Source organism: Marinoscillum furvescens DSM 4134, from assembly GCF_003386095.1.
Classification (GTDB): Bacteria; Bacteroidota; Bacteroidia; order Cytophagales; family Cyclobacteriaceae; genus Marinoscillum; species Marinoscillum furvescens.
Window position 1 is genome coordinate 136,362 of sequence record NZ_QREG01000004.1, and the last position, 20,921, is coordinate 157,282.

The 20,921-nt window shown below is 45.0% G+C and carries 26 protein-coding genes; 3 read left to right on the plus strand and 23 right to left on the minus strand.

The window, feature by feature from the left end; all coding sequences use genetic code 11:
* Window positions 1-63 precede the first annotated feature (63 nt).
* From C7460_RS06115 to C7460_RS06170, 12 genes are all read right to left on the minus strand, one after another.
* A complete protein-coding gene (locus C7460_RS06115) occupies window positions 64-462 on the minus strand; it encodes a hypothetical protein (RefSeq protein WP_115867205.1) in 399 nt (132 codons plus the stop codon).
* A 323-nt stretch (window positions 463-785) separates the two neighbouring features.
* On the minus strand, window positions 786-1,283 hold the full coding sequence (locus C7460_RS06120; RefSeq protein ID WP_115867206.1) for a hypothetical protein: 498 nt from the start codon (window positions 1,281-1,283) through the stop codon (window positions 786-788).
* Between the two features lies 1 nt (window position 1,284).
* Window positions 1,285-1,536: a hypothetical protein gene (locus C7460_RS06125; RefSeq protein ID WP_115867207.1), complete on the minus strand. Its 252-nt coding sequence runs from the start codon at window positions 1,534-1,536 to the stop codon at window positions 1,285-1,287.
* A 27-nt stretch (window positions 1,537-1,563) separates the two neighbouring features.
* On the minus strand, window positions 1,564-3,282 hold the full coding sequence (locus C7460_RS06130; RefSeq protein ID WP_115867208.1) for a hypothetical protein: 1,719 nt from the start codon (window positions 3,280-3,282) through the stop codon (window positions 1,564-1,566).
* Window positions 3,272-3,904, minus strand: coding sequence for a hypothetical protein (locus tag C7460_RS06135; RefSeq protein ID WP_115867209.1), 633 nt, complete (start codon window positions 3,902-3,904; stop codon window positions 3,272-3,274). The genes C7460_RS06130 and C7460_RS06135 overlap by 11 nt, the downstream gene beginning before the upstream one ends.
* Window positions 3,897-4,616 (minus strand): hypothetical protein, encoded by a 720-nt coding sequence (locus tag C7460_RS06140; RefSeq protein WP_115867210.1) that lies wholly within the window; start codon window positions 4,614-4,616, stop codon window positions 3,897-3,899. The genes C7460_RS06135 and C7460_RS06140 overlap by 8 nt, the downstream gene beginning before the upstream one ends.
* Before the next feature lie 174 nt (window positions 4,617-4,790).
* The gene (locus C7460_RS06145) at window positions 4,791-5,009 is read right to left on the minus strand and encodes a hypothetical protein (protein ID WP_115867211.1); all 219 of its coding nucleotides are present in this window, start codon (window positions 5,007-5,009) and stop codon (window positions 4,791-4,793) included.
* 586 nt (window positions 5,010-5,595) lie between these two features.
* Window positions 5,596-5,835 (minus strand): hypothetical protein, encoded by a 240-nt coding sequence (locus tag C7460_RS06150; RefSeq protein WP_115867212.1) that lies wholly within the window; start codon window positions 5,833-5,835, stop codon window positions 5,596-5,598.
* A 27-nt stretch (window positions 5,836-5,862) separates the two neighbouring features.
* Window positions 5,863-6,234, minus strand: coding sequence for a P-loop NTPase family protein (locus tag C7460_RS06155; protein ID WP_115867213.1), 372 nt, complete (start codon window positions 6,232-6,234; stop codon window positions 5,863-5,865).
* A 69-nt stretch (window positions 6,235-6,303) separates the two neighbouring features.
* The gene (locus tag C7460_RS06160) at window positions 6,304-6,636 is read right to left on the minus strand and encodes a hypothetical protein (RefSeq protein ID WP_115867214.1); all 333 of its coding nucleotides are present in this window, start codon (window positions 6,634-6,636) and stop codon (window positions 6,304-6,306) included.
* A gap of 10 nt (window positions 6,637-6,646) precedes the next feature.
* Window positions 6,647-7,435 (minus strand): phosphoadenosine phosphosulfate reductase family protein, encoded by a 789-nt coding sequence (locus C7460_RS06165; RefSeq protein ID WP_115867215.1) that lies wholly within the window; start codon window positions 7,433-7,435, stop codon window positions 6,647-6,649.
* Window positions 7,436-7,519: 84 nt separating this feature from the next.
* A complete protein-coding gene (locus C7460_RS06170) occupies window positions 7,520-7,963 on the minus strand; it encodes a hypothetical protein (protein ID WP_115867216.1) in 444 nt (147 codons plus the stop codon).
* Window positions 7,964-8,346: 383 nt separating this feature from the next.
* Here C7460_RS06170 and C7460_RS06175 point away from each other — a divergent pair, with 383 nt between their 5' ends.
* Complete coding sequence (locus C7460_RS06175; protein ID WP_221409460.1) at window positions 8,347-8,817, plus strand: hypothetical protein; 471 nt, start codon at window positions 8,347-8,349, stop codon at window positions 8,815-8,817.
* 55 nt (window positions 8,818-8,872) lie between these two features.
* Here C7460_RS06175 and C7460_RS06180 read toward each other — a convergent pair whose 3' ends face one another.
* The 10 genes from C7460_RS06180 to C7460_RS06225 form a co-directional block, all read right to left on the minus strand.
* Complete coding sequence (locus C7460_RS06180) at window positions 8,873-9,256, minus strand: hypothetical protein (protein WP_115867218.1); 384 nt, start codon at window positions 9,254-9,256, stop codon at window positions 8,873-8,875.
* Window positions 9,257-9,307: 51 nt separating this feature from the next.
* Complete coding sequence (locus C7460_RS06185; protein ID WP_115867219.1) at window positions 9,308-9,679, minus strand: hypothetical protein; 372 nt, start codon at window positions 9,677-9,679, stop codon at window positions 9,308-9,310.
* Window positions 9,680-9,692: 13 nt separating this feature from the next.
* Window positions 9,693-10,145 (minus strand): hypothetical protein, encoded by a 453-nt coding sequence (locus C7460_RS06190; RefSeq protein WP_115867220.1) that lies wholly within the window; start codon window positions 10,143-10,145, stop codon window positions 9,693-9,695.
* 50 nt (window positions 10,146-10,195) lie between these two features.
* A complete protein-coding gene (locus C7460_RS06195; RefSeq protein ID WP_115867221.1) occupies window positions 10,196-10,525 on the minus strand; it encodes a hypothetical protein in 330 nt (109 codons plus the stop codon).
* Window positions 10,526-10,587: 62 nt separating this feature from the next.
* Complete coding sequence (locus tag C7460_RS06200; RefSeq protein ID WP_115867222.1) at window positions 10,588-11,121, minus strand: hypothetical protein; 534 nt, start codon at window positions 11,119-11,121, stop codon at window positions 10,588-10,590.
* Between the two features lie 3 nt (window positions 11,122-11,124).
* Entirely contained in the window at window positions 11,125-11,616 is a 492-nt protein-coding gene (locus tag C7460_RS06205; RefSeq protein WP_147302871.1) for a coiled-coil domain-containing protein, read from the minus strand.
* Between the two features lie 76 nt (window positions 11,617-11,692).
* Window positions 11,693-12,757, minus strand: a complete 1,065-nt coding sequence (locus C7460_RS06210) for a hypothetical protein (protein WP_115867224.1) — start codon at window positions 12,755-12,757, stop codon at window positions 11,693-11,695.
* 3 nt (window positions 12,758-12,760) lie between these two features.
* The gene (locus tag C7460_RS06215; RefSeq protein WP_115867225.1) at window positions 12,761-13,999 is read right to left on the minus strand and encodes a hypothetical protein; all 1,239 of its coding nucleotides are present in this window, start codon (window positions 13,997-13,999) and stop codon (window positions 12,761-12,763) included.
* A 50-nt stretch (window positions 14,000-14,049) separates the two neighbouring features.
* On the minus strand, window positions 14,050-14,538 hold the full coding sequence (locus C7460_RS06220; RefSeq protein ID WP_115867226.1) for a hypothetical protein: 489 nt from the start codon (window positions 14,536-14,538) through the stop codon (window positions 14,050-14,052).
* Complete coding sequence (locus tag C7460_RS06225; RefSeq protein WP_115867227.1) at window positions 14,507-15,031, minus strand: hypothetical protein; 525 nt, start codon at window positions 15,029-15,031, stop codon at window positions 14,507-14,509. Before C7460_RS06225 ends, C7460_RS06220 begins: the two co-directional genes overlap by 32 nt.
* Before the next feature lie 419 nt (window positions 15,032-15,450).
* On the opposite strand from C7460_RS06225, the gene C7460_RS06230 reads away from it, so the two are divergent.
* The gene (locus tag C7460_RS06230; RefSeq protein WP_115867228.1) at window positions 15,451-16,014 is read left to right on the plus strand and encodes a TetR/AcrR family transcriptional regulator; all 564 of its coding nucleotides are present in this window, start codon (window positions 15,451-15,453) and stop codon (window positions 16,012-16,014) included.
* A 62-nt stretch (window positions 16,015-16,076) separates the two neighbouring features.
* Window positions 16,077-16,637 (plus strand): carboxymuconolactone decarboxylase family protein, encoded by a 561-nt coding sequence (locus C7460_RS06235; RefSeq protein WP_115867229.1) that lies wholly within the window; start codon window positions 16,077-16,079, stop codon window positions 16,635-16,637.
* Window positions 16,638-16,686: 49 nt separating this feature from the next.
* Here the strand turns inward: C7460_RS06235 and C7460_RS06240 are convergent, their stop codons facing one another.
* Window positions 16,687-20,661, minus strand: coding sequence for a hybrid sensor histidine kinase/response regulator transcription factor (locus C7460_RS06240; RefSeq protein ID WP_115867230.1), 3,975 nt, complete (start codon window positions 20,659-20,661; stop codon window positions 16,687-16,689).
* Between the last annotated feature and the right edge of the window lie 260 nt (window positions 20,662-20,921).

The window sequence follows — 20,921 nt, forward strand, 5'->3', positions numbered from 1 at the left end:
ATGTTTGCCGTAAAAAAAGCCATCCCTCTATCCCTCCAAGGGGAGGAGTAGAGGGATGGACGTTTAAGTTTTGATGAGTTTGATTAGCTTTTTGAGGCCTTCGGCTATGAATGAGCCGAAGTAGCCTATGACTGCTGCACTACCGATCTGATTGGCGCCCTGAGGTAGTCTGGTGGCGATATCTCCCAGCCATGCCTCGAGGTTTTCCTCGCCCAGGTAGAGAAATAGCAAGCTGGCCAGGATGTGGCAAAAGATGTTGTCCCACTTGTAGAGTATCCAGATGCGGATCCACTTCCTATTAAAGTCTCGGAGCCTGGTTTGCTTCTCTGCGGTGGAGATGTCTTTGTCTATGCTGAGCTCATTGTCTATCTCATCTTTATCTGAGCTGAAGCGAAAGAACCAGAACATGAGTATGCCGAAGAGGCAGACATACAGGTCCTGGGCTGAAAGGTGATCGAACATTTTGAATCCTCCGTTTTTTTAATTCGAAGGTGGAGGATTCGGAGGGGAAAAGGTAGGACGGTTGGTGGTTAGTATAAATCTATTATTTCAGCAATATTTTTGCTCGTGAATCATTTCGGATTCACTGTAGTGCTTTTCTGGATTGGAAATGAGCGTCTAAAGCGAGAAATCTAATCGTATCCGGACAAGTAGTTCTTTGACATTCGATATGATCGTAATCATTTGAATGCATTTTGAGAAAATCATTGAATAATGGGTCATTAGGAAAAGTAACCCTTCCACCTTTGATAGATTTTTCAATTAAGCCCCAGATACCTATGTTGTTATCGCAGCTCATGATTTAGGATTAAGAATGGAACGCCCAGAAAGTTGTCGAATGCGGGGGCTTGTCCGGGAGTGAATTTTTGGCGGCACTCAGAAATATATTCGAAGTGTAGACGATCGCTGATTGGTATTTTATATTTGGATCGATAGGCGATAGGGATGGTTTTCCAAATAGCGAATAATAGATCGTGAATTGATTTAAAATCCTTGAAGACTTCCTCAGGGGTAAGATCCAGAACTACTGGGGAAATATTGGCGTGATAGGCCATATCTTTAAAATAATCAAGCTCACGTTTTTGGGCTAGTCTATCAAGCTCCTCTTGTACCATTCCATCAGCTATTTTTCTATCGATCCGATATAGGTCTGGATTTAATTTGAATCCCATTTTTTCGGCACGCTCTACTGCTCCGAATGAGTGATTTTCGTTAATAAATTCGATAATGGGTAGTTCTTTACCACCAGTGGATCTACCTAATAGTTTGAGTTTATTATCCATGCTAAAAAATATTGACAAATTCCCATCCAACAACCACTCGCCCAATTCGATTCTTTCTGAATTCGACTTCATAATATGGCACCTCACTTGTATTCAAGTGCATTCTTTTTGATGATAAACCTATTGACTTAGATACAGGGATTCGAACGCTATCAAATCGATAATCAATAACTGAAGGGAGTTTTTCTCTAGCGATATCAATGACACCTGAATGGGAAGAAATCTTGTTTTTATACCAAGCTGCTTGATCCATGATTATAAAGGTAATGATAAAAAAGAATCAACCTGTCATGGTATCTGTAAACTCTGACTGATGGCGGATGTCTGACTCCAGGAGTCCCCACCAGAGGGTGTCCATGGCTTCTGTGACGTGCGGCGCCTCTACCTGGGGAAAGTTTTTGTCGCGCTCTTTGGACTTGTCTTTTTCGAATCCATTTTTACCGCTGATTTTCACCTCAGTGCCCTGTATGGCGACAATGGCTTCCTGATGCGTGGATTCGTTGACCATGAACTTCCAGCCGTCTTCGCGCTTCCCTTCCAGGAGTGAGCCCCAAAACTCATACTTGGTGCTGTGAAATGGTGTGCGGCCGATGTACTTGGAGATGACTTTGCAGTCTAGCTTCCGAAGGATGGATTTGATCTCTTCGGCAAAATTGAGGTCTTTGGAGGCATTGTCACCTACGGATGTGTGATCATACCAAAATACGACTGTTGGGTTTTTTTTGAGGTGGTACTTGTGGTAGTCGTACCACTTTTTGATGAGGTGTCGGATCTTGAGTGGGCGCTCCACGTACATGGCGTTGAGCTGGCGGGCTTCTTTGCGGGCCTTGTGGATCTGGCCGGTGACGATCCAGTTGATGGCGGCATTGTGATCGCAGGAGATATGCAATGGCCGGGATGCGTCATAGTCTGAGTACCAGCGGCAATCTGCTGTGGCTGCCTGGCTGTAATCGTCTAGCTGGAGTTTGTCCAGGTAGGAGTAGTTGGTAGCTGTGTAGCAGTGGGTGTCCGGATCGAACATGGAGTAGAAGCCATTTTCGACCTGGGCGATACGCTCATTGAGTACTGATAACCTAAAGACGTACTCTGAAAGGTTGCGCTTAAAGTTTAGTATGGCGTCTATACCCAGGGCATCTACATTGTCCAGGGTGGAAGCTTCTGAGACGAATACGGTGCCTTTGCGGAGCTCGTTGAGACCGGACTCAAAATCATCTATGAGGCGCTGGACCTTGCGGCGCTTTTTCTCCTGATACTCGGACACTCCTCCGGTGTATAGCTTCTGATTGATCTCCTCTAGCTGCTGCTCAAGCTCCTGTACTCTTTGCCTGAGCATCATGATGCCATCGATGACTTCCCTGTCTACCTGATCGTAATAATGGAAGAGCCATCGCCCCCTCTGATCGCGAGGCATGTCTGTGGTGAGCAGGATGGAGTGATGCTGGCTGAGGTGGCCAAAGTGCTCGGCATTGCCCCGGTTGGCATTGACTACCTCGGCGAAGTTGTCTTCTTTGAAAAAGCGAGCTTCATCTCCGTAGATATAATCCAGGTCTGAGGCGTTGGAGATGCCTACACGATCGAGGGAGATGAGCTGCTGTCCGGAGCCGTTGAACCAATGGATGAAGTACTTAGGATCTGTGACTGGTAGAAATGGTTTTTCACGTTTGAGCTCCTTTGGGGCAAACTTGCGGACCCAAAAGTGGGTGTCCTGGATGTAGCCATAGCGCTGCCAACCTTTGACGAGCTTGGGGATGATGAACATGAGCATCTTGTCAAAGGTGACTGAGACGATGCCTCCCAGGGACTTGGGCATGGTGAGGGCATTGCGCAGGGTGAAGTCTGTGCCTGGCCCCTCGGTCTTACCGGTGGCACGTCCCCAGATACAAATGGTGACCTGTGCCCAGATCATGTTGATCAGGATCTGGGGGATGTTGTGGTGGATGCGTTTCAACCCACCCCCAGCCCCTCCCGGGAGGGGAGTTTCGGTTGGTTTATTCTTCATCTTCGATAGTTTGAGCTTCTTCTACCTGATCGTAGAGTTTTTGGCGTTTTTTCTGGGTGAGTTTATCGATGAGTTTTTTGAGCTCGTGATCAGGGAGGACCTTATCCACTCTGAGCTCTTCTGGATAGTAGCCTAGAATGATTTTTGGTGGCTGTATCCGCTCATAAATGGAGGCGTCCATGGTACCCATCAATTCCTTGATGGTTTCTTTCATGACCTTGAGGGCGCTGACAGCTGCCCGGTAATCTTCGGCCGCTTCTGCCTTTTTTTTAGTGGCCATGATCTCACCCATGAGGATGTCTACCCAAAACTGCTGGCTATTGCTCTGATTGGTAACGGAGAAGATCTGCTGTGTGTCTTCGAAGATATTGCGTGCGGTGGATCTGCTGATGGTGGATCCTGTAGCGTCTTTGATGTACCTGATGAGCATGGGCTCTACCCGCAACCTGGTGCCCCACTTGCGGATGAGGTCTGCGCAGATGTACATGCGGTCTACATGAGTCTGTAGTGTAGGGGATAGCTGCGCCCGCGGGATGTTGCCCCGGAGGTAGGAGACTAGCAATTCACGATCGGTGTTTTGGATGGTGAGGAGCTTGGGAGGTGCTTTTTGGATATCACTCATCTTTCCAGTGGTTTTCTAGTTCGTAGGTTTCGGGTGCAACGGGAGCCGAAAGGATTTCTGTGGCTTTGTCCAGGACTGCCTGGTAGAATGGGAGCTTGTCTTTGGGCAGCTTGCCGTTTTTGGCACGGGAGATGTTGGACTTGTAGCTGCTGTGGATCCGGGCTATATCCATGTAGGTGATGGCAGACTTGAATATGGCGCTGACCTGGCTATCGAGGCCCTGAGGGTGACGATCGAATAGGGCTAGTGGTGTGAGGTCTAGCTGGCCGGTTTCGCTGTGGTGGTGGATGACCTTCCAGCAGGCGTTGATCTCGTCGTGCTTTTCCAGGATCTCTCTGCAGACGGGGTAGGCCCTGGCAGGTGGTACGTCTCTGAGAAACTGGAGCTGCCCTCTGAGGTAGTCTTGCCGGCGTACGGCGTGATTTCGCCGGGTGATGACTTTATCCAGGTCGGGGTTTTCGGGTTTTTGACCTGCATCATTTTTTATTTGAACCGGGGTCTCCCCCTCGAGAGGGTATTGCTCTACGAGCTGCTGGAGCTCGCCGAGGAGTTTTTTTCGAAAGAAGAGTGTCTCGCCGGTGGCTAGTAGTCTGGCCAGGGAAGGATTGGCTGTAGACTGCTGAAACAGGGAGAGTCCGGAGTGGTACCAGTCGCCCTGATCTGGCGAGGATAGGAAGTCTCTAATCTGTAGAATAAGCTTCTGATCGATCATGGAGCAAAGATCGATCGTGCAATTGCGCTGTGGTAGGACGGGTGATGTGGAGTGGTAGAGCAGCGCTGCCTACGCTCATTCCGCCATGACGCGCCTCACTGCGTGCAGGCCGTCACGGGCGGCTAACAGCCGCTCAAAGCGCATACCCTGCGGGATACGCGCCATAGCTTGGTGTTAGAGGGCATTTATGAAATCCCTCAAACTTATTCCAATAGTTCCCTTATCATCAGTAATAATCGCTCCATCATCAGGTGATGGGCAAACTGATACTTCTTTGTCAAAGTAAGGCTGAACAAACTTTGTAAGTGCCGATATTTCCGATTCAGCAACCCTGTATTTGTCTTCTGCCTTTTGAATTGTTCTTAATATTTTTTGTTTTTCACGCTTTGTCATAATTTCTAATTCTTCTCGGTCTTACTACAAGGTCGGATTACTTCTCTTAACCTATCTGCACTGCCATCAGCTTCAGCGACCCAAGTATGAACACTACCGTCTGGCATTAAAGCTCTTTTAAAACTAAGTGTTGAAGCTAAATCCCTGAAGTAATGCAAGTCAATCACTTTCATGTAATCGTTCGTAGCATCAATCAATTTAATATTTCCATGAACAGCATTTTCTTGAACATGGTGTGTATCCTTCTGCCCATACTTCACGAAGTATTGGATCGCTCTCCTTTTCTATAGTTTTATCTGCCATTAGCCCTGCACACGCTTACTATTATCAAATAACCCCACTTTGTGTAAAATCTTTGTGTGTATAACTCATCAACATAGTAGTTGCCGGCTTGCTCTTCAAGCTCCTTTTTAGATGTTAATAAATCGTGGTTTTAGCTCTTCTTGAATCGACGGTGATCTTCCAGCATATTCATCCTGGTTATGTCGGGTAGTTAGTATACCGTATAGAGTAGCCGTTAGGCTTTTTCAAATTATTCACTGTAAAAACAACTTCTAGTGTATTCATGATCTTCATCTTTATTGGTCTACCGCGCAGGGGATTTGCCTATCAATTGATTCACTTGGTTTTCAGCGTTTATTTCATCCCATTGTTCATCTGTTAGATGCCTGCCTAATTGCATTTCTAATTCATCAACAGCTTCTTTGATTGCTTGAAATCTGTATTCATCACAGGTATCATCATTGATAAACTCTCTGCAAAATGATAGAATACTAAGCGCGTTATAAGGTTTTAGTTCTATTCCTACTTTTGTCTTATCTGCCATCGCTCTATAATTTATACAGCTGTCACCCTAAAGATGAGCATTCCTGCAGTGAATTACGTGGAAGTGGCTATTTCCCAGGCTTTGGTTGGTCACTTCATCCTGAGTTAGATAGATGATAGGAAGCTGATCTTCATCTTTAAATTCATTGCTCCAATGGTCTACCATAGGAAATTTACCCAATATCAAATCCATTTCGGCGATATCTTCGGCAGTGCAGTCGTCAATAATCATCAAGGAATATTGCTCTGATAAATTAGAGGGGAACCCCTGTTCTATTCGATCTTTGACTTGCTGAGCGGTGGTGTTTATTACCTTCTCATGGGTGGCAGCTATAGCCATAGATATCCAATTTTTACCGCTTCCTGAAGGGCCTGAAATAATAATGTTTTTTTTGTTCATGCTTAGTTTGAATTTAACTGCTGCCTGTAATTAACCAAAATGTAGCCGCAGGCAGACGTATGCGGCTATCTAAAGTCTTACCCAGATCACTGCACCTGGTGGGTGATGGTAGGGTATGGGTTTGTGAAACCTTCTGGCGCGGGATAAGAACCAGGCATATTTCCACTTGTCCAGCATGTCCAGGTCTTCAATATGGTGATATTTGATCAAACCTTTGTCCTTTGGGATGGGGAGTTGACTGCATCCTGTCAGTTCAGCTTCACCGAGGATCAATCCACTGCCCGATTCTATGAGGCCGATCTTGCCAGTGATCTGTGTGCGGGAGCTTCTCATCTCCCAAACTTTGCCTTCATCAAAGATCTTGTCCAGCCAAACTTTTTTAATAATCAATGCTCTCTCCATGGTCTCTCATTTACATCACCCAGTCATCGATGGTTTCCGGTTGATAATCATTGGCGATAGCTTCTTTCACTTCATTGATAGCAAATCCGTTTCTGAATGTGTGGCCAATCTTTTTTTCTGTAGCACAGTATCTATCCAATAGATGAGGATTGGCTTTTCCGGCTACTACCAGTGCATCGAATGGGCTGAAAATACAAAAACAACAAGAAAGACGAGGCATGCCTAAATCATATGCTGGATGGTATGGCAAACGATGGGTGTTGATAGTGGCCCAGACTCGTTCATTGCTCCAGTGGTGAATTGGGAGCCAATCGTGAACAGTACGCTTTTTTGTAGTCAGTTTGTCATTCAACTTAAGCACGGGTTTTTTTGATCTGGAGGGGCTTTCGTCACGGCGAAATCCAAACACGTACAGTACTTTACATTTACCCAGGGCTTTTGTGAGGGCTGTGACTACTCTGCCTCCAGGGCCGCGCTTAAAATCACTGGTACAGTATCGTTGACCATTGCTAGGCCATTTACCACGTCTTTCTACGTATTCGAGAAGGTTCTCTTCATAGCCATCTTTGGTTCTACGCTTCGAGTAGTACGTTTTCAAGCCGAATAAGTCGGCTTGTTGCTTAACCAGATCTTTAGTGCCGGGCCACTCCATGTCACCTAGATCCTGATGCGAAACAGCAATACGATCAAAAGGGAACTTCTGCTCTCTGGCCTGACGGCACACTTCCCAAAGGGCACAGAGTGAGTCTTTGCCACCGCTGGAATTGATGATAATCATATCGTATTCGTGCAATTTCATAATGTCTATCTTTTCGACCTGTCAATATAGAAAAGGGGTGCGCCCTCTGCTAAGACAAATAGCGGGGCGCGGATGGTCCCCCTGCTATACCTGAGCGAAGGCTCCGGAGACACGATCGTAGTTTGTGGACATGATGAATACCTGCCAACGCTCGATGAGGTTGGTGACGGTTTTGTAATCACGGACGTTTGACCTGGTGAGGGCATCTGTGGCTACTGAGGCCACGTCACCAAATGCTAGCAGCAGGTCTGCCGGGCCGTGCTGATCCATCCAGCTAAGGAATGGATCTATATAAATCTCAAAATCGCCTTTTCTGTAAAGTAAACCATCGCTGTTTTTTCTCGACATTAACTCGGTGACCTCCCGGAGCTCTTCGAGAAACTCGAGCGTCTCTGTAATGTCTCTGTCCCGAACGCCATCCCGGATAAAGCGGATGATCATATTGACCAGGTCTGGCAGATGTGTGGGGTGGGCGTCTAGCGGATACAGCTCTAGTATCTCACTGTACTTGCTTGTGATTGTTTCCATTGTGACTTTCGCGTTTTAGATAAATATAAGTGGGGCGAGGGTTCGCGAAAATCACAATGGTCATCATGAGATGAATTGCTTGGGAAAAACCCAACCTCGCCCCATATATTTGGGATTACCGATAAACTGAATGAGATCATGAAGACCGTGATTTGAATAATAAATTATGATTTTCGCTGATGTAAATGTAGGGGACAGAAAGGAGAGTTGCAAAAAAGTAATGGGATTTAGTATTTTGCGCTCAAAAAACAGTTATGAAAAACACATGCGTCGCCCTACTATTGCTGATACTTAGCTCATGTACTTACTATAGCGGAGTCTATGACTTATCTCTAAATCAAGTCAAATCAGGCACTAAAAATTATCCTCTTACGGCCAATACAATGACTCATTCAGACAGTCTAATAGATATCACGTGGAAATTAAATGCGACAAGTTTTTCTTTCCAACTGGTAAATAAATCCAATTCAAACCTTAGAATCAATTGGAATGAGGCAGTATATGTGGATCATAGTGGCACAAGTGGTGCAATCATTCACTCGGAAGTAAAATACATAGATAAGAATAAGCCTCAAAAACCCACAGTTATCGTCGCTGGATCAAAAGTAGAGGACATCATAGTGCCGAGTGAAAATATATATTATGTGTCCGGTCAATACGGAGGATGGAAAACGAAACCAATTCTACCTAATTGGGGGAGATCTCAAGAGGAGCTGGATGCTCTCACTGATGTTTACATAGATAAGGATATTTCAATTTTGCTCCCCATTTCATCAGGAGAAGATACATATGAGTACCTGTTTAAATTTCACGTAAATGATTTTAAAAACACTGGTAAGATGTCAGTTTACTAAAAAATCCTGACTTGGTGTGAAGTCAGGATCTGTAAATAAACTTATAAGTGATTGCTTAGCTTGATAAGGGTAGCAAACCCGAGGGTATCAATCCGTCTCGTGGCTTCCTGGTCACCGATCTAAAGGCAGATAGTTGATAGCCTCTCAATGGTTTTTTAGCATCCGGCCTGAATGTACTGGGTGGTGCTCGGGCTCCTTTCTGCAGATCTACGCCTTCAAAATCTCCAGGGCTATGATGACCGGATACCTGGAATGACACGCTACTAATAGCTCCCTCAAGGGAGGATAGGGTAGCGTGCTGATGGAAGTGCTGAACAGTAGGATCTGTGGAGATAGCGAGCACCTTGTCGGGTCCTACGGCCACCAGGGCGTTGGACACGTCTAGATCAGCCTGCACATCGCACAGGCTGACCAGAAGTATGAAGAGAAGGTTACGCATAGTCTTGAATGTTTTGAGTGTCTGAATCCCCTCCCAAGAGGGGACTATTAATTATGAGAGGGCGATGGACAGCTTTACTTTGACGTAAAACTTGTCACTGGCCTCTGCGAGATAAATGTCGTCTGCAGCAGCTCCACGCTTGATGGAGAACACCTCAGCGTTGTAGTCTATGGTGTTGGCCGTGGCGAGTCCCCAGCTGGTGATGAGCGCATCTATGGCTGTCTCCAGGGCAGCGACCATACCTTCAAAGGCCGTGACTTTGTTGGCATTGGTATAGGTACCAGCTGTGAGCTCAAAGTCTTCTTCCTCTTCTATGGTAGGGGCTGCTATGGCCGCATTTTTGGCCGTGGGTATGCTATGCCCAGAAGGAGCGCTAAGGATCGTGCTGGTGTTTATATATACTCTTTTGGTAACGATGGCCATGAGCAGAAGTGTTTTAAAGCTTGGGTTTGATAAATATCCTGGGTGCCAGGGTAAAGGTGTCTGTGGCGGTGGCGGCTTTGTTGTACCAAAAATTGAGATAACCGACGCCTCCAGGTACTGTGATGGTCTGCTCTTTGTACTCGAGGGGCCCAGGATGATCAAACTGCAGTAGGGTGTCATTGCTGATTTTGCGTCCGAGATCTGCGGTGGCTGCATCTGGTATAAGTGCATGGTATACCTGCAGTACGGAGAGGCTGTCTTCTGAGGCACCTTTGGAGTAGAGTACGCCTACGGTGAAGGTGGTGGCATTGCCAAAGTACTGGAAGTTGAGATCCTGCAAGCTGGTATCTGCCGCAATGGACGTGTAGGAGTCTGCATTTCCGATTTTTTGCGGCTGGGCTGTGAGCTCAGCAAAGGAAATGAGCATGATCAAGGATAAGAATAGAGCGTTTAAGATAGCTTTCATTTGGATTGTGGTTTTGGTAAATACACTTAATCCCCTCACAAGAGAGGATTTTAGGGTTTTGATTTTTTGGTTTTTGTGGCTTTGGAATCATCGGCCTGAGAGGCTGATGCAAGGAGCGCGTCTACATTGTGCACTTTTTTGGCTGGCTTATGCACCTCCTGATTCTGCTGTGACTCTATCTGTAGTGAATCATGGATTTCTTTCTTCACATCCTCTGATACCGGAACCAGGCGCTTGTATCCCAGGGCATAGAGCTTGTCGGCTTCTGCGGCTGTGATGGTACGGAAGTCTACCCTAAAGCCTCGGTACTCTACCTCACCTGGCAGTATGCCTACTAGGCGGTAGCGGTCTTTGATATGAGATGAAATGGTACGCTGCATAAATTTTGTGATTTATGACAGGTTGCCTAATGGATGACAACCTGCCAAAATTTTATTTCTGATTATGCTGCCGGGGTGAGAAGGATCTCTCCTTCATACACCGGAGCGATTCTGCCGATGGACTTAAATGTAAGCGTGGAACCTTTAAAATCACTCACAGCTGTACCTGTGGTGGTTTCTCCTGAATCCAGGTGTGCAGGGACGTCTTCCCATCCGAGCTGGCGTACCTGGCCGTCTAGTTCTTTGACGAGGACTATGAGGTCATCGTTTTTGAACTCTTCGAGTATCCCCAGCATGAGTTTTTTGTTGCCCGGCTGAGCGATGGTGGCCAGGTTTTCATAACTATGGGAGTTTCGCTCACCGACCAGGTTGGATTCGAGCTGGCCTTTTTCGAGGGTACAGCTGATCTTTTTGAAGCACTTGCCGCTGGCAAACACGTGATCTGTGGCGATGGTGACTTTAGCTTCCAGGTTGGCCGGAGCATCAGGAATCCATCTGATGGTGGTGAAATCTGACTTTCGGGCTACATAAATGACGGTGGCAAGACCGCCATCATTATTCTGGCCGTTTGGCCATACAACATCTTCGAGATCCATAGGTTACTCCTCTATTTCAAGAATTGGTGATTTGATACGTAACAGGTAATCGGTGAGCCCGACTGATTCAGGTTTGCCACCTTTGCCAGGGACTGTGATTTCACGATTTTCGGTGAGATCTTCCCGAGAGTAGGTGGTGCCTTTGACGCTGAACTTAGGGATGCGCTGCTCGATCTTCTTTCCCTTATGGGTGAAGAAGTTTCCGGTCTGCGTTCCGTTTTCTTCGTCCATTTTTTCAATGGAGGCGTTTTGCTCAGTGATGATGGCCTGAGCCGTGTCGTAATCTTCCTTCAGTTGCTTGATTTCAGCATCTTTGGTCTCTACATCGGAATTGGCTTGATCCAAAGCACTCTTTAATTGAGTGATGGTCTCAGCCTGAGATTCGTTTACCTTCTCAAGATCCTGAAATGCCTGGACGAGCTTTTTGTAAGCTTTGACCAAATCTTTTGGATCCAGGTCCTGAGGTTTATCTATTACAAGATTTTCGTTTGCCATGAGTTTGTTTTTTGTGGTATAGAACCGACTCATAAAATCCCCTCCGGAGAGGGGACTCGATAGAGTGTTTGAAAAATTATGCTTCGGTGTAGTGGTCTGCGATATCCTGAGCGGTGAACGTGGTGTCGTGCTCAGAGGTGATGACGTATTCCGGTACATCGAAGGTGATGACGTAGCTCCAGTTGTTGAGCAGGTGTACCTGTCTCTTTTCCTTTTGCACGTCAAACCTGCTGCTCTTATTGGATCTAGAAGGTTTGATTCGGTTTTTGGGAGTGGTGCCCCAAACCTGCTCAGAACCTTCCATGGCATCTGACTGCTTCACCTTGATGGTGGACTTGTCAATAGCCTCGAGATCGGATTCCTGACGGTAGTACAAGTTGTACTTTTCGCGACGGCCATCGACGTATCTGTCTCTAAGCGTCTCACTCATAAAGAGGAAGTCGATTTTCTTTCGCAGCTCTTTAGGGATCTCTTTGACGAATGCCTCAATTTGGCCGCAGAAGGTGACAGGGTCTATAGACCAGGCGCCCACGGTGATAGGTGTGACTCTACCAAGCGCGACCATCCGTGCGATCTGATGCTTGATACCGTCCATAGAACCATTGGCGGGCTGCACAATGTCATTGGAAGAAAACTGCCTGGTGAATACAGCTCCAGCCTGGGAGACTGTTTTTGCGGCGTTGAACTCGGTGATCTTCCAGCCCTTATAGGCTACCTCGGAGATGAAGTCTTCTTCAGCCTGAGGGAGCAGCTGCTCTGTAATCAACCATTTGATGAATCCCCACTTGGATCGATCGGCTTTTTCGATTTCTGTGAGGAACCCAAGATACGATGGCCACAGCGTGTCTGGTGTGCTGGTAGCGTCGATCTTGAATTCGCCGAGCTCCTGCTGCCACGGCGTGAATGTGGACTTGTTTTTGGCCGTGAACGGGATACTGAAGGCCTGCAGCACGCTATCTATGGTAGCATATACAGACTTGTAGTGGCTTTCATCCCAGGGAATCTGTCTGAAATACATGGACAGATCGTCCATTTTAAACAGTTTCATTTTGATATCACGAGCGGTCTGCCCACGATCAACATACTCTTTGCCCCATTCGGCGACAATCTGATCAATATCGATATCTGAGTAGGTAGTCATTGATTAGTCTCCTAAGTGTTCGTTTGCGGTTTTGACTGAGTAAGGCACCTCAGGCTGATTGGCTGTTTCGAGCTCTTCTTTGCCAGAGGGGTTTTCTGGGTTTTCGGGATCAGCAGAAGCTGACTCGAGCTCCTGTACTTTATCCTTAAGTGACTGGATTTCAGTATTGGCCTGATCCAGTTCCGATTGCTTGGCATTCTCGGCTGCTGACTTGGCATCCTCTACGTGCTGATCAAGCTCTTCTTTGGTGAATTTTTCATTTGCACCGGTGAATTGCTGGATCTCTGATTTTACTTCTGCCAGCTCTTCAGCAGAAGGAGTTTCTTTTCCAAGAATCTCGAGTGATCGTTGAAAATTCATAGTTTCTTTTTTGGTTTCCTGATTTGGGGAGTTGGTTGAAGATTTCTTGCTAAAGAATTTTTTGATGCTATTTAGCAGTCCAGTGTGTCCTTCGCTCATTTCCTGAGAGGGAGCAAAGACCTCAGCATGACGAGAATGTAAGAATTCAAAGAGTTTCTCTGGGTTGTCTCGAATGAAATCGTCAATGTTAGGGTTATCATTTAAGAACTCGGTGGCAATCACTGAGAATTTGTCGCTATTGAAGTTTGCAGAGAAGAGTTTATCGGTGGCCGCTCCCTGGTCAACTATATCACAGAAATAGATGTCATCCATCTCTACAAACAGATCCTTTTTAGGATCATAGTGAGTCATTTCCCCGTTTTGATTTCTGCAGCGATTCCATATTCCTTTTTTGTCGCAATACCAGATGTTGACTCTTTTATTGTCTTCATCGTATTGGTATTCGTAGAGGGGTTTGAAGACAATGCTGCACATGATTGCTTCAGGATCTTCTGATGCCTGGCTTATCATCCAGTCTTTCATTCCTGGATGAGTAGGAGAAAGGTTTGCCGAATCAAACAAGTGCAGGTCAGCGACCATTTTATCATCTTCGACTCTGAAGTTTTTGAATCGACCCATCTCTGATCCGAGCGTTTCATTGCTCATGGATGGATGGCCGAATCTGGCTTTCATTCCTTTTTTCTTGAAATTTTCGTTGGCTTTTTTGATGCCATCCTCAATAAAGGATTGCTCTAAATGTACCCCATGACCTAAAGCCTCACCAACCTGACACATGATTACGCCAGATAATACGCCATTTTCAGCATCTATATTAGAAGTGCCAAATGTCACTCTTTCAGATTTGAACCAGCGATTTGTCGGTTTGTGGGATTCCTTTGCCATTATGTAGGCAATGGTATATATATATAGGTGTGGGTGGTAGGACGGAAAACCTAAGTGAGATTAACCAATGGGGGTTTGTGAGGTGTGGAGCCGGTGAAGTAGAAGGTGTATCCATTGAAGTCCATCATTTTCATGCCTGTGCGATAGTCTTCATTTTGGCGCATGGGAGATTCGGGTGTGCCGATTAGTTTTTTAGCGCCGTTTCGGTCTTCTATATATAATACGAGTCCACGATCGGTTACTTTCTCCAGCTGGGATCGTATGTCTGCCCTGTCTTTGTTGAACCGAGCCTCTAGGGAGTTGTTGGTTTGCTTATTGCCAGCGGATATTTCAGACGGAGCCTGTAACTGAGGAGTAAGCAGGATAGGAGAGATGTCATGGAAGTGATTGTCGATGACGCTTTGAGGCACATCTATGGTGTCTGGATCTTGCCAGAGTGTCATCCAGTCGATAAGATCTTCCAGATCCTGGGCAATGGCGTATTTGATGACCTTGAGGCCTCCATAATTATCTGTGTAATTGTTGCTGATACTGGCCATACTCTACAAGTGATTTGATTTTGTTCCAGGTTTTGATGCTTTGATCTCCGGAGTAGATTGATGTTCCTTTAAGTTCCTGGTATTCTTCTGATCGCTGCCATTTTTTGTAGGCCGCCTCAGTGGAATACTCTGATTCGTAAATTTCCATTTTACGGAGGAACTCTCGTAGGGCAGTTTGGTGTGGAAGGATGTTGTGCCTGGCGACAGTATATTGGATCATGTCTCGGTAAAAGCACTGGGTAAAAAATCTCATGAGGGCATATAGCCTATCGAGTCGCTGCTGGCGACTGAGTATCCTGAGTTGTTGTTTTTGATTAATCTTGTCAAAGAAATAATTGTGGATACGTTTGCTCGAGCGTTCGGTAATTGCCGGAATGAGTATGGTGCCTTTTATATGGAGTTCATTTTGAGCTGTGAACCCCTGAGTAGACTTGAGGTACTTATATAACCATACGTTGATGTAGACTGTGGTTATCTTCCAATTTTGATCCATGAATGCAACTTACAGAAATGAAATGGCGTATCGTAGGACATTTGTAACACAAAAAAGTTGCATAAAAGTATTGAAAAACTTTCATAGTGTAATGATTAGATTGCAAGAAGTAAGTCTGATTCGGATAGTTTGAGGAAGTCTTCGATGTATATGGGGTTCGATTTGTGGTCAGTGGGGACTGCATCGAAAGCCAGATTTGAATTTTCAAATCTGGCTTTTTGCGTTTAAGCCTGTTGCTATTTTTAGAACTCCGCAGTTCAGATAGTTTCTGTATCATCCCGAAAACTTCTAGTTAATCTTTAAATAACCTCTTACTTCACAAGTTTTTGGTATGATGTGCCCTGATGTCATTGACAGGTTGGGTAATTTTTTTAAAAATAACTAAACAAATGGTTAGAATTGCCGTTTAGCTCAGTACGATGCCCAGAACAAAGAACTATAACGAGCAGGAAGTAATTGAAAAGGCCATGAACCTCTTTTGGCGTAATGGCTATGAGACCACTTCTATGCACATGTTGGAAAAGGAAATGGGAATTAATAAATTTTCTATTTACTCAAGTTTTGGAAACAAAGAAGGCGTTTTTCTGGAGAGCATCAAGTGTTACAAGCAGAGGCTGCATGTACTGATTGATAAGCTTAAAGGCTCCGATCAGGGGCTTGGGAGTATCAAAGCATACTTTTATGATTTTGTTGCTTTCTCTCGGGAAGGGGGCTGTGGTAAAGGGTGCCTGGTCACTAATACCGCCAATGAGCTAGGACCAGATGCACCTGAAGAAATAAGGGTGGTGCTGTCACAGTTTACGGCAGAGGTGAGGGCGGTATTTGCTCACATCCTGAAAAAGGACGAATCCTTTCAGGCTGGCCAGATCGATGAGGTGGCTGATTACCTGATCATCTCCATGTTTGGTCTTGCGTCTGCATCTAGAGTTTTTAGCACCAGTCAGCTCAAAAACTACATTGAAAATATATTCCATTTCAACTAAGCATTTTTTTTACCCTAAAACTAAACAAACGTTTAGAAACAATTTATAAATATAATTTAGACATGAGTACACTTAAAGTACATTCTATTGAGTCAGCTCCAGATGAGAGCAAAGCATCTTTGCGGGAGTCTGTGGAGAGTTTCGGTATGTTGCCAAATCTCCATGGAGTTTTAGCAGAGTCTCCTCAGGCATTAGAAGCCTACAAAGTATTGCATGGGCTGTTTTCCAACACCTCATTCAATGCAGAGGAGCTCACTGTGGTATGGCAAACCATCAATGTAGAACATGAATGCCACTACTGTGTGCCTGCCCACACAGGGATTGCTCATTCAATGAAGGTAGATCAAAAACTCATTGAAGCGTTGAGGAATGACGAACCCCTTGATAATGAAAAGTTGCAGGTGCTGAAGGATACTACGCTGAGCATCCTGAGAAACCGTGGTAAGATTTCGGATGAAGAGTTGGAGCGGTTTTATGCGGCAGGTTATGGAGAGCGTCATGTGCTGGACATTATTTTGGGCTTGGCACAAAAGACGATGAGTAATTACACCAATCATATAGCGAATACCCCAGTGGATGAGCCCTTTCAGAAGTTTGCATGGAGCAAAGAAGTGAGTGTGTAATCCCACACGCTTATAAGACACCCAGGTTGAAGGTATCGAGCCTGGGTGTTTACTCTTTAGGGAGGGCTGCTTCTTTACTCAGCTGATTTTTGTACGCTGTAGGGGACAGGTTATAGTTTTTTTTGAAGGCTCTGCTGAAGTAATTAGGATTAGAAAACCCGCACGCATATCCAATATCTGAAATAGACTTGTCGGGTTGATGTGCGATCATTTGAGCGGCTTTGTTCAGGCGAATGTTTGTGATGAATTCGTTTGGTGTCTGGCCTGTGATACCTTTGATTTTGGTGAAAAGGTTCGTTCTACCGAGCGACATGTCTCTGGAAAACGATTCTACATTGTAATCAGAATTGCTGATGTTTTTGAGCACGACTTCCTGAGCTTTTTCCATAAACTCTTTATCAATTCGCTTTTTGGCGACTTTACGAACGTGTTGAATCGGGTTTTCTTTATACAAGTTTTGCAATGACTTGCGGTTATTCAGTACGTTGTTTATTCGGGCAATCAGAATTTTGGTATTGAATGGTTTGGTGATGTAGTCATCAGCTCCTGTTTCTAATCCTTCTATTCGGTGTTCGTCTGAGGTTTTGGCTGTGAGAAGTACTACCGGAATGTGCGAGGTTAGCAGGTCGGTTTTGATTTTGGTGCAGAGTTCGGTACCACTCATTTTGGGCATTAGTACATCGCTGATTACAAGGTCTGGAGGAGTTTGCTTAATGAACTCCAGAGCTTCCAGGCCATTGTAGGCTGTCTGTATTTTGAATAAAGGCCTCAATAAGTCCTTTAAGAATTCCATGACTTCCAGGTTGTCTTCCACGATCAGCACTGTTTCGCCCATTTCTGTATATGTTGTGGGAGTCTCTCGTTCTGGTACTAGTGCTATTTTGTGCTCGTAAGTGGTGGGTTCCAGATTCGATTTGTGGTAGTGCTCGCTTCCGCCTTTGAGCTGCACTTTGAAGGTTGTTGATTGGTCTTTGGAAGAGCTGTTGACGGTGATTTGGCTATGGTGAGCCTCTATTACCCCTTTTGCAAGAGCAAGACCTATGCCTGTTCCTTGCTTTTCGTCAGCATTTGACATGTTGTCTAGTTGATAAAACCTGTCAAATATTTTATTCACTTTTTCGGATGGAATAAAGCTGCCAGTGTTGATGATTTCTATGAAAAGGTCGCCTTGAATTTCATAACTATTGATAATGATCTGACCCGATTCTGGGGTGAACTTAAATGCATTGGCGATCAGATTGTAGAAGACTTTTTCCATTTGGTTTCTGTCGAACCATAAAGGGAAGGACTCAAAATCCGTCTTCAAGGTGTAGTCTATATTGCCATGTTCGGCTAATTCAAAAAAGCTTAGGTAGATTTCCTTCATAAAAGGTATGAAATCGTGTTCCTGGACTCTTAGCTTAATCTTGTTTTGATCCATCTTTCTAAAATCAAGAAGCTCACTTATTAAGTTTCTTAGTCTTAGGGTGTGTTTCTGGACATTTAAGAGGCGGTTGTAGACACCAGGAGATAGATTGGAGTTTTCCAGGATCAGTTCTATCTGGCCAATGATGAGGGTGAGTGGCGTTCTAAATTCGTGAGAAATGTTTGTGAAAAACTGAATTTTTTGCTGATTAAGCTGTTCGTCTTTTCGGTGGTTTTCTTTTTCTACTTCCAGGTTATATGCAAGCTTGCTCTGCCTGATATACTGTAAGTTGATCAATATGATTATTCCTATAACAATCACAAAATATGTGACAAATGCCCAGGAAGACAGGTAGAATGGGGGAGACATCACGATACTGAGCTTCCTGACATTGTCAGGACTATTGGTGGTTCGCACAAAGAAATTGTAGGTGCCGTTATCCAGATTGGTATAAGTGATATTGTTTCGGGCTTCTGCTTTGATCCACTTTTTGTCGAACCCTTCCAGCATATACTCTAAGCCCTGACGGCTAGATTTGGTAAAGGCCATGTCTGAAATGGAAAAAGATATAGAGGAGTGTTGGTGTTTTAGGCGGATGATATCGGCATCCATGATGGTTCTGGAGATGATATCTGGGTTTAGCTCAGGCGTGATCTGGTGGTTGTTGATAGACAGTCCGGTGATCATCGGGTAGTTATTAGACTTTCTACTTAGAAAGTCCAGCTCTTTGAGTGCTACGAGACCTTCTACTCCACTTATATACAGAATGCCGTCGGATGAGTGATAAATACCATTGGGGCTAAGTTCTCTGAGAGGGAGACCATTATTGGAAGAGATGTTTTGAAACGAGCCCTCGGTGGGATTGAAAAAACTGATGCCTTTGTCCGTTTCTACCACTAGTCCACTGTATGGAGACTCTACTATTCCGAATGCAATGTTTCCGGGTAATCCATCTTCCATAGAATAGGTGCGAAAATTATCTTCTTCGGGCAGGTACTCAGTAAGCCCATCGGACGTGGCTATCCAGATCCGGCTGGACTGGTCTTTATATAGCTGATATACACAGTTGCTAGGTATTTGATCCGATCGATAATTTAGGAGTTTCTGGGTCATTGTATTGTATCTAAATACCCCTGATTTTTCAGTTCCTATCCATATTTCATGGGCTTTTGGGTGTAGTATGCTGAGAATGGGAGAGGAGAGCTCCTTTTGTAGGTGAGCAGGTAAAAAAGGACTAAACTGATAGGTTTTTAAATCGAATAAAAGCAGGCCTGCGCCTGTGCCAATCAGTAGGTTGTCTTCATAGGGAAGGATCGTTTGAATCTGAGATACCAGGGAGGAGTCTAGTGAAGTCGTTTCAGGTACATAGTGCGTAAATGTGTTGGTGTGAAGGTTTAGGCGGTCCAGACCTGCCCGATGCGTTCCTATCCATAAAACGGAATCTCCCTGCAGACATAAGCTTTTTACATTGTTGGCCGAGATGCTGTTGGTATGATCACTGGATGTGAAGTAGCTAAACTTTCCGGTGGAGCGCTCAAAGTAGTTTAGCCCACCACCATCTGTACAAATCCATAAGTTTTTTTTGGCATCTTCCAATACCTGGCCTACCACTCTGAAGTTTACCCCTCGGTTGTTTTGAGTGTTTTCTGGGTAGTAGCTAAAGAAATGACGGGTAGGATGAAAAACATTTGCGCCTCCATAGTAAGTGCCGGCCCACATAGCACCATCTCTGTCTTTGTACAATGACCAGATCGAATTGTGAGATAGGCTTGTTCTGAGTCCTTTGTAATTTTCATAATGAGAGATACTTCCATCAGTTTTGATTACATCCAGGCCTGTAAATGTGCCTACCCAGATATTCCCCTCATCATCTTCTTCTACACAGCGCACATAATCATTGCTGAGGTCATTGTTGCCGTGATAATGCTTCAGCAGGGTGCTGTCTTTTTGCTTGAGAAGTCCATTTTGGTTGGTGCCTATCCAGATGTTGAGGTGACGATCTACATACAGGCACATCACCTGATATTGCTCTTGTGTTAGTAGGGTTTGTTCCGTATCATCCTTCTTCCATACGCCCATATTTGTGCCTATGAGCAGGTGCCCATTGTATTCCATAAGTTTGGAGATACGCTCGTTTTTTCGAAGCTCCACAGGTGTTTGATGGAAGGTCCCGGAAAGTGGGTCAAGTAGAAAGAGACGGTCTGCAGTTGCTACCCATAGGTTGTTGTTGATGAGGTAAAAGGAGCTGATACCCGTAAGTGGGTAGTTGCGAAAGGTTTCTGTGTGAAGGTTAAATGCGCTGATGCTATTTGGGGTGTGCACCCATATGAGACTATCCTCACTCAGTAGGGTCTGTATCTGATTTTCTATAAGCGAGGGTCTGGAGTCTGAGGTACGATATATAGTTACTTTTTTTCCATCATATCTGTTGAGGCCATTTCGGGTGCCCAGCCATATGCTACCGTATTTATCCTGACTGATGCTCATTACAGAGATCTGACTCAGCCCTTCTTCCAGTCCGAGGTGTTCAAACTCAATAGCCTGGGTCCATCCTTTAGTTAGCAATAGACTGGATAAAGCAGAAAGCAGTACGAAAGCAATTACTTGAAACCTTGTCATGTGTCTGTTTAATTTCTGAGCGTCTGAACCGATTATTCAACGAATGGTCAAAAAAATACTTTGCGGGGTAAATCTCGGTACTTATCGTTCAGAATTTATGAACTATTGTACGCCTCTCCAAGCCATGCTATTTCAAATCACTGCACACTTGTCGGGTTTATCCTTTGTACAAAAAGAAAGGAGAACTGAACGTATGTGAAAGCCATCGATTTAGTGAAAATCTAAATTGCCATCATCAAATCAAAAAAATGAAAGGCATA

Bases quoted from the DNA above. Each gene is read 5' to 3' on its own strand.
- C7460_RS06115 (WP_115867205.1), bottom strand. From the start codon at position 462: ATGTTCGATCACCTTTCAGCCCAGGACCTGTATGTCTGCCTCTTCGGC.
- C7460_RS06120 (WP_115867206.1), bottom strand. From the start codon at position 1,283: ATGGATAATAAACTCAAACTATTAGGTAGATCCACTGGTGGTAAAGAA.
- C7460_RS06125 (WP_115867207.1), bottom strand. From the start codon at position 1,536: ATGGATCAAGCAGCTTGGTATAAAAACAAGATTTCTTCCCATTCAGGT.
- C7460_RS06130 (WP_115867208.1), bottom strand. From the start codon at position 3,282: ATGAAGAATAAACCAACCGAAACTCCCCTCCCGGGAGGGGCTGGGGGT.
- C7460_RS06135 (WP_115867209.1), bottom strand. From the start codon at position 3,904: ATGAGTGATATCCAAAAAGCACCTCCCAAGCTCCTCACCATCCAAAAC.
- C7460_RS06140 (WP_115867210.1), bottom strand. From the start codon at position 4,616: ATGATCGATCAGAAGCTTATTCTACAGATTAGAGACTTCCTATCCTCG.
- C7460_RS06145 (WP_115867211.1), bottom strand. From the start codon at position 5,009: ATGACAAAGCGTGAAAAACAAAAAATATTAAGAACAATTCAAAAGGCA.
- C7460_RS06150 (WP_115867212.1), bottom strand. From the start codon at position 5,835: ATGGCAGATAAGACAAAAGTAGGAATAGAACTAAAACCTTATAACGCG.
- C7460_RS06155 (WP_115867213.1), bottom strand. From the start codon at position 6,234: ATGAACAAAAAAAACATTATTATTTCAGGCCCTTCAGGAAGCGGTAAA.
- C7460_RS06160 (WP_115867214.1), bottom strand. From the start codon at position 6,636: ATGGAGAGAGCATTGATTATTAAAAAAGTTTGGCTGGACAAGATCTTT.
- C7460_RS06165 (WP_115867215.1), bottom strand. From the start codon at position 7,435: ATGAAATTGCACGAATACGATATGATTATCATCAATTCCAGCGGTGGC.
- C7460_RS06170 (WP_115867216.1), bottom strand. From the start codon at position 7,963: ATGGAAACAATCACAAGCAAGTACAGTGAGATACTAGAGCTGTATCCG.
- C7460_RS06175 (WP_221409460.1), top strand. From the start codon at position 8,347: ATGACTCATTCAGACAGTCTAATAGATATCACGTGGAAATTAAATGCG.
- C7460_RS06180 (WP_115867218.1), bottom strand. From the start codon at position 9,256: ATGCGTAACCTTCTCTTCATACTTCTGGTCAGCCTGTGCGATGTGCAG.
- C7460_RS06185 (WP_115867219.1), bottom strand. From the start codon at position 9,679: ATGGCCATCGTTACCAAAAGAGTATATATAAACACCAGCACGATCCTT.
- C7460_RS06190 (WP_115867220.1), bottom strand. From the start codon at position 10,145: ATGAAAGCTATCTTAAACGCTCTATTCTTATCCTTGATCATGCTCATT.
- C7460_RS06195 (WP_115867221.1), bottom strand. From the start codon at position 10,525: ATGCAGCGTACCATTTCATCTCATATCAAAGACCGCTACCGCCTAGTA.
- C7460_RS06200 (WP_115867222.1), bottom strand. From the start codon at position 11,121: ATGGATCTCGAAGATGTTGTATGGCCAAACGGCCAGAATAATGATGGC.
- C7460_RS06205 (WP_147302871.1), bottom strand. From the start codon at position 11,616: ATGGCAAACGAAAATCTTGTAATAGATAAACCTCAGGACCTGGATCCA.
- C7460_RS06210 (WP_115867224.1), bottom strand. From the start codon at position 12,757: ATGACTACCTACTCAGATATCGATATTGATCAGATTGTCGCCGAATGG.
- C7460_RS06215 (WP_115867225.1), bottom strand. From the start codon at position 13,999: ATGGCAAAGGAATCCCACAAACCGACAAATCGCTGGTTCAAATCTGAA.
- C7460_RS06220 (WP_115867226.1), bottom strand. From the start codon at position 14,538: ATGGCCAGTATCAGCAACAATTACACAGATAATTATGGAGGCCTCAAG.
- C7460_RS06225 (WP_115867227.1), bottom strand. From the start codon at position 15,031: ATGGATCAAAATTGGAAGATAACCACAGTCTACATCAACGTATGGTTA.
- C7460_RS06230 (WP_115867228.1), top strand. From the start codon at position 15,451: ATGCCCAGAACAAAGAACTATAACGAGCAGGAAGTAATTGAAAAGGCC.
- C7460_RS06235 (WP_115867229.1), top strand. From the start codon at position 16,077: ATGAGTACACTTAAAGTACATTCTATTGAGTCAGCTCCAGATGAGAGC.
- C7460_RS06240 (WP_115867230.1), bottom strand. From the start codon at position 20,661: ATGACAAGGTTTCAAGTAATTGCTTTCGTACTGCTTTCTGCTTTATCC.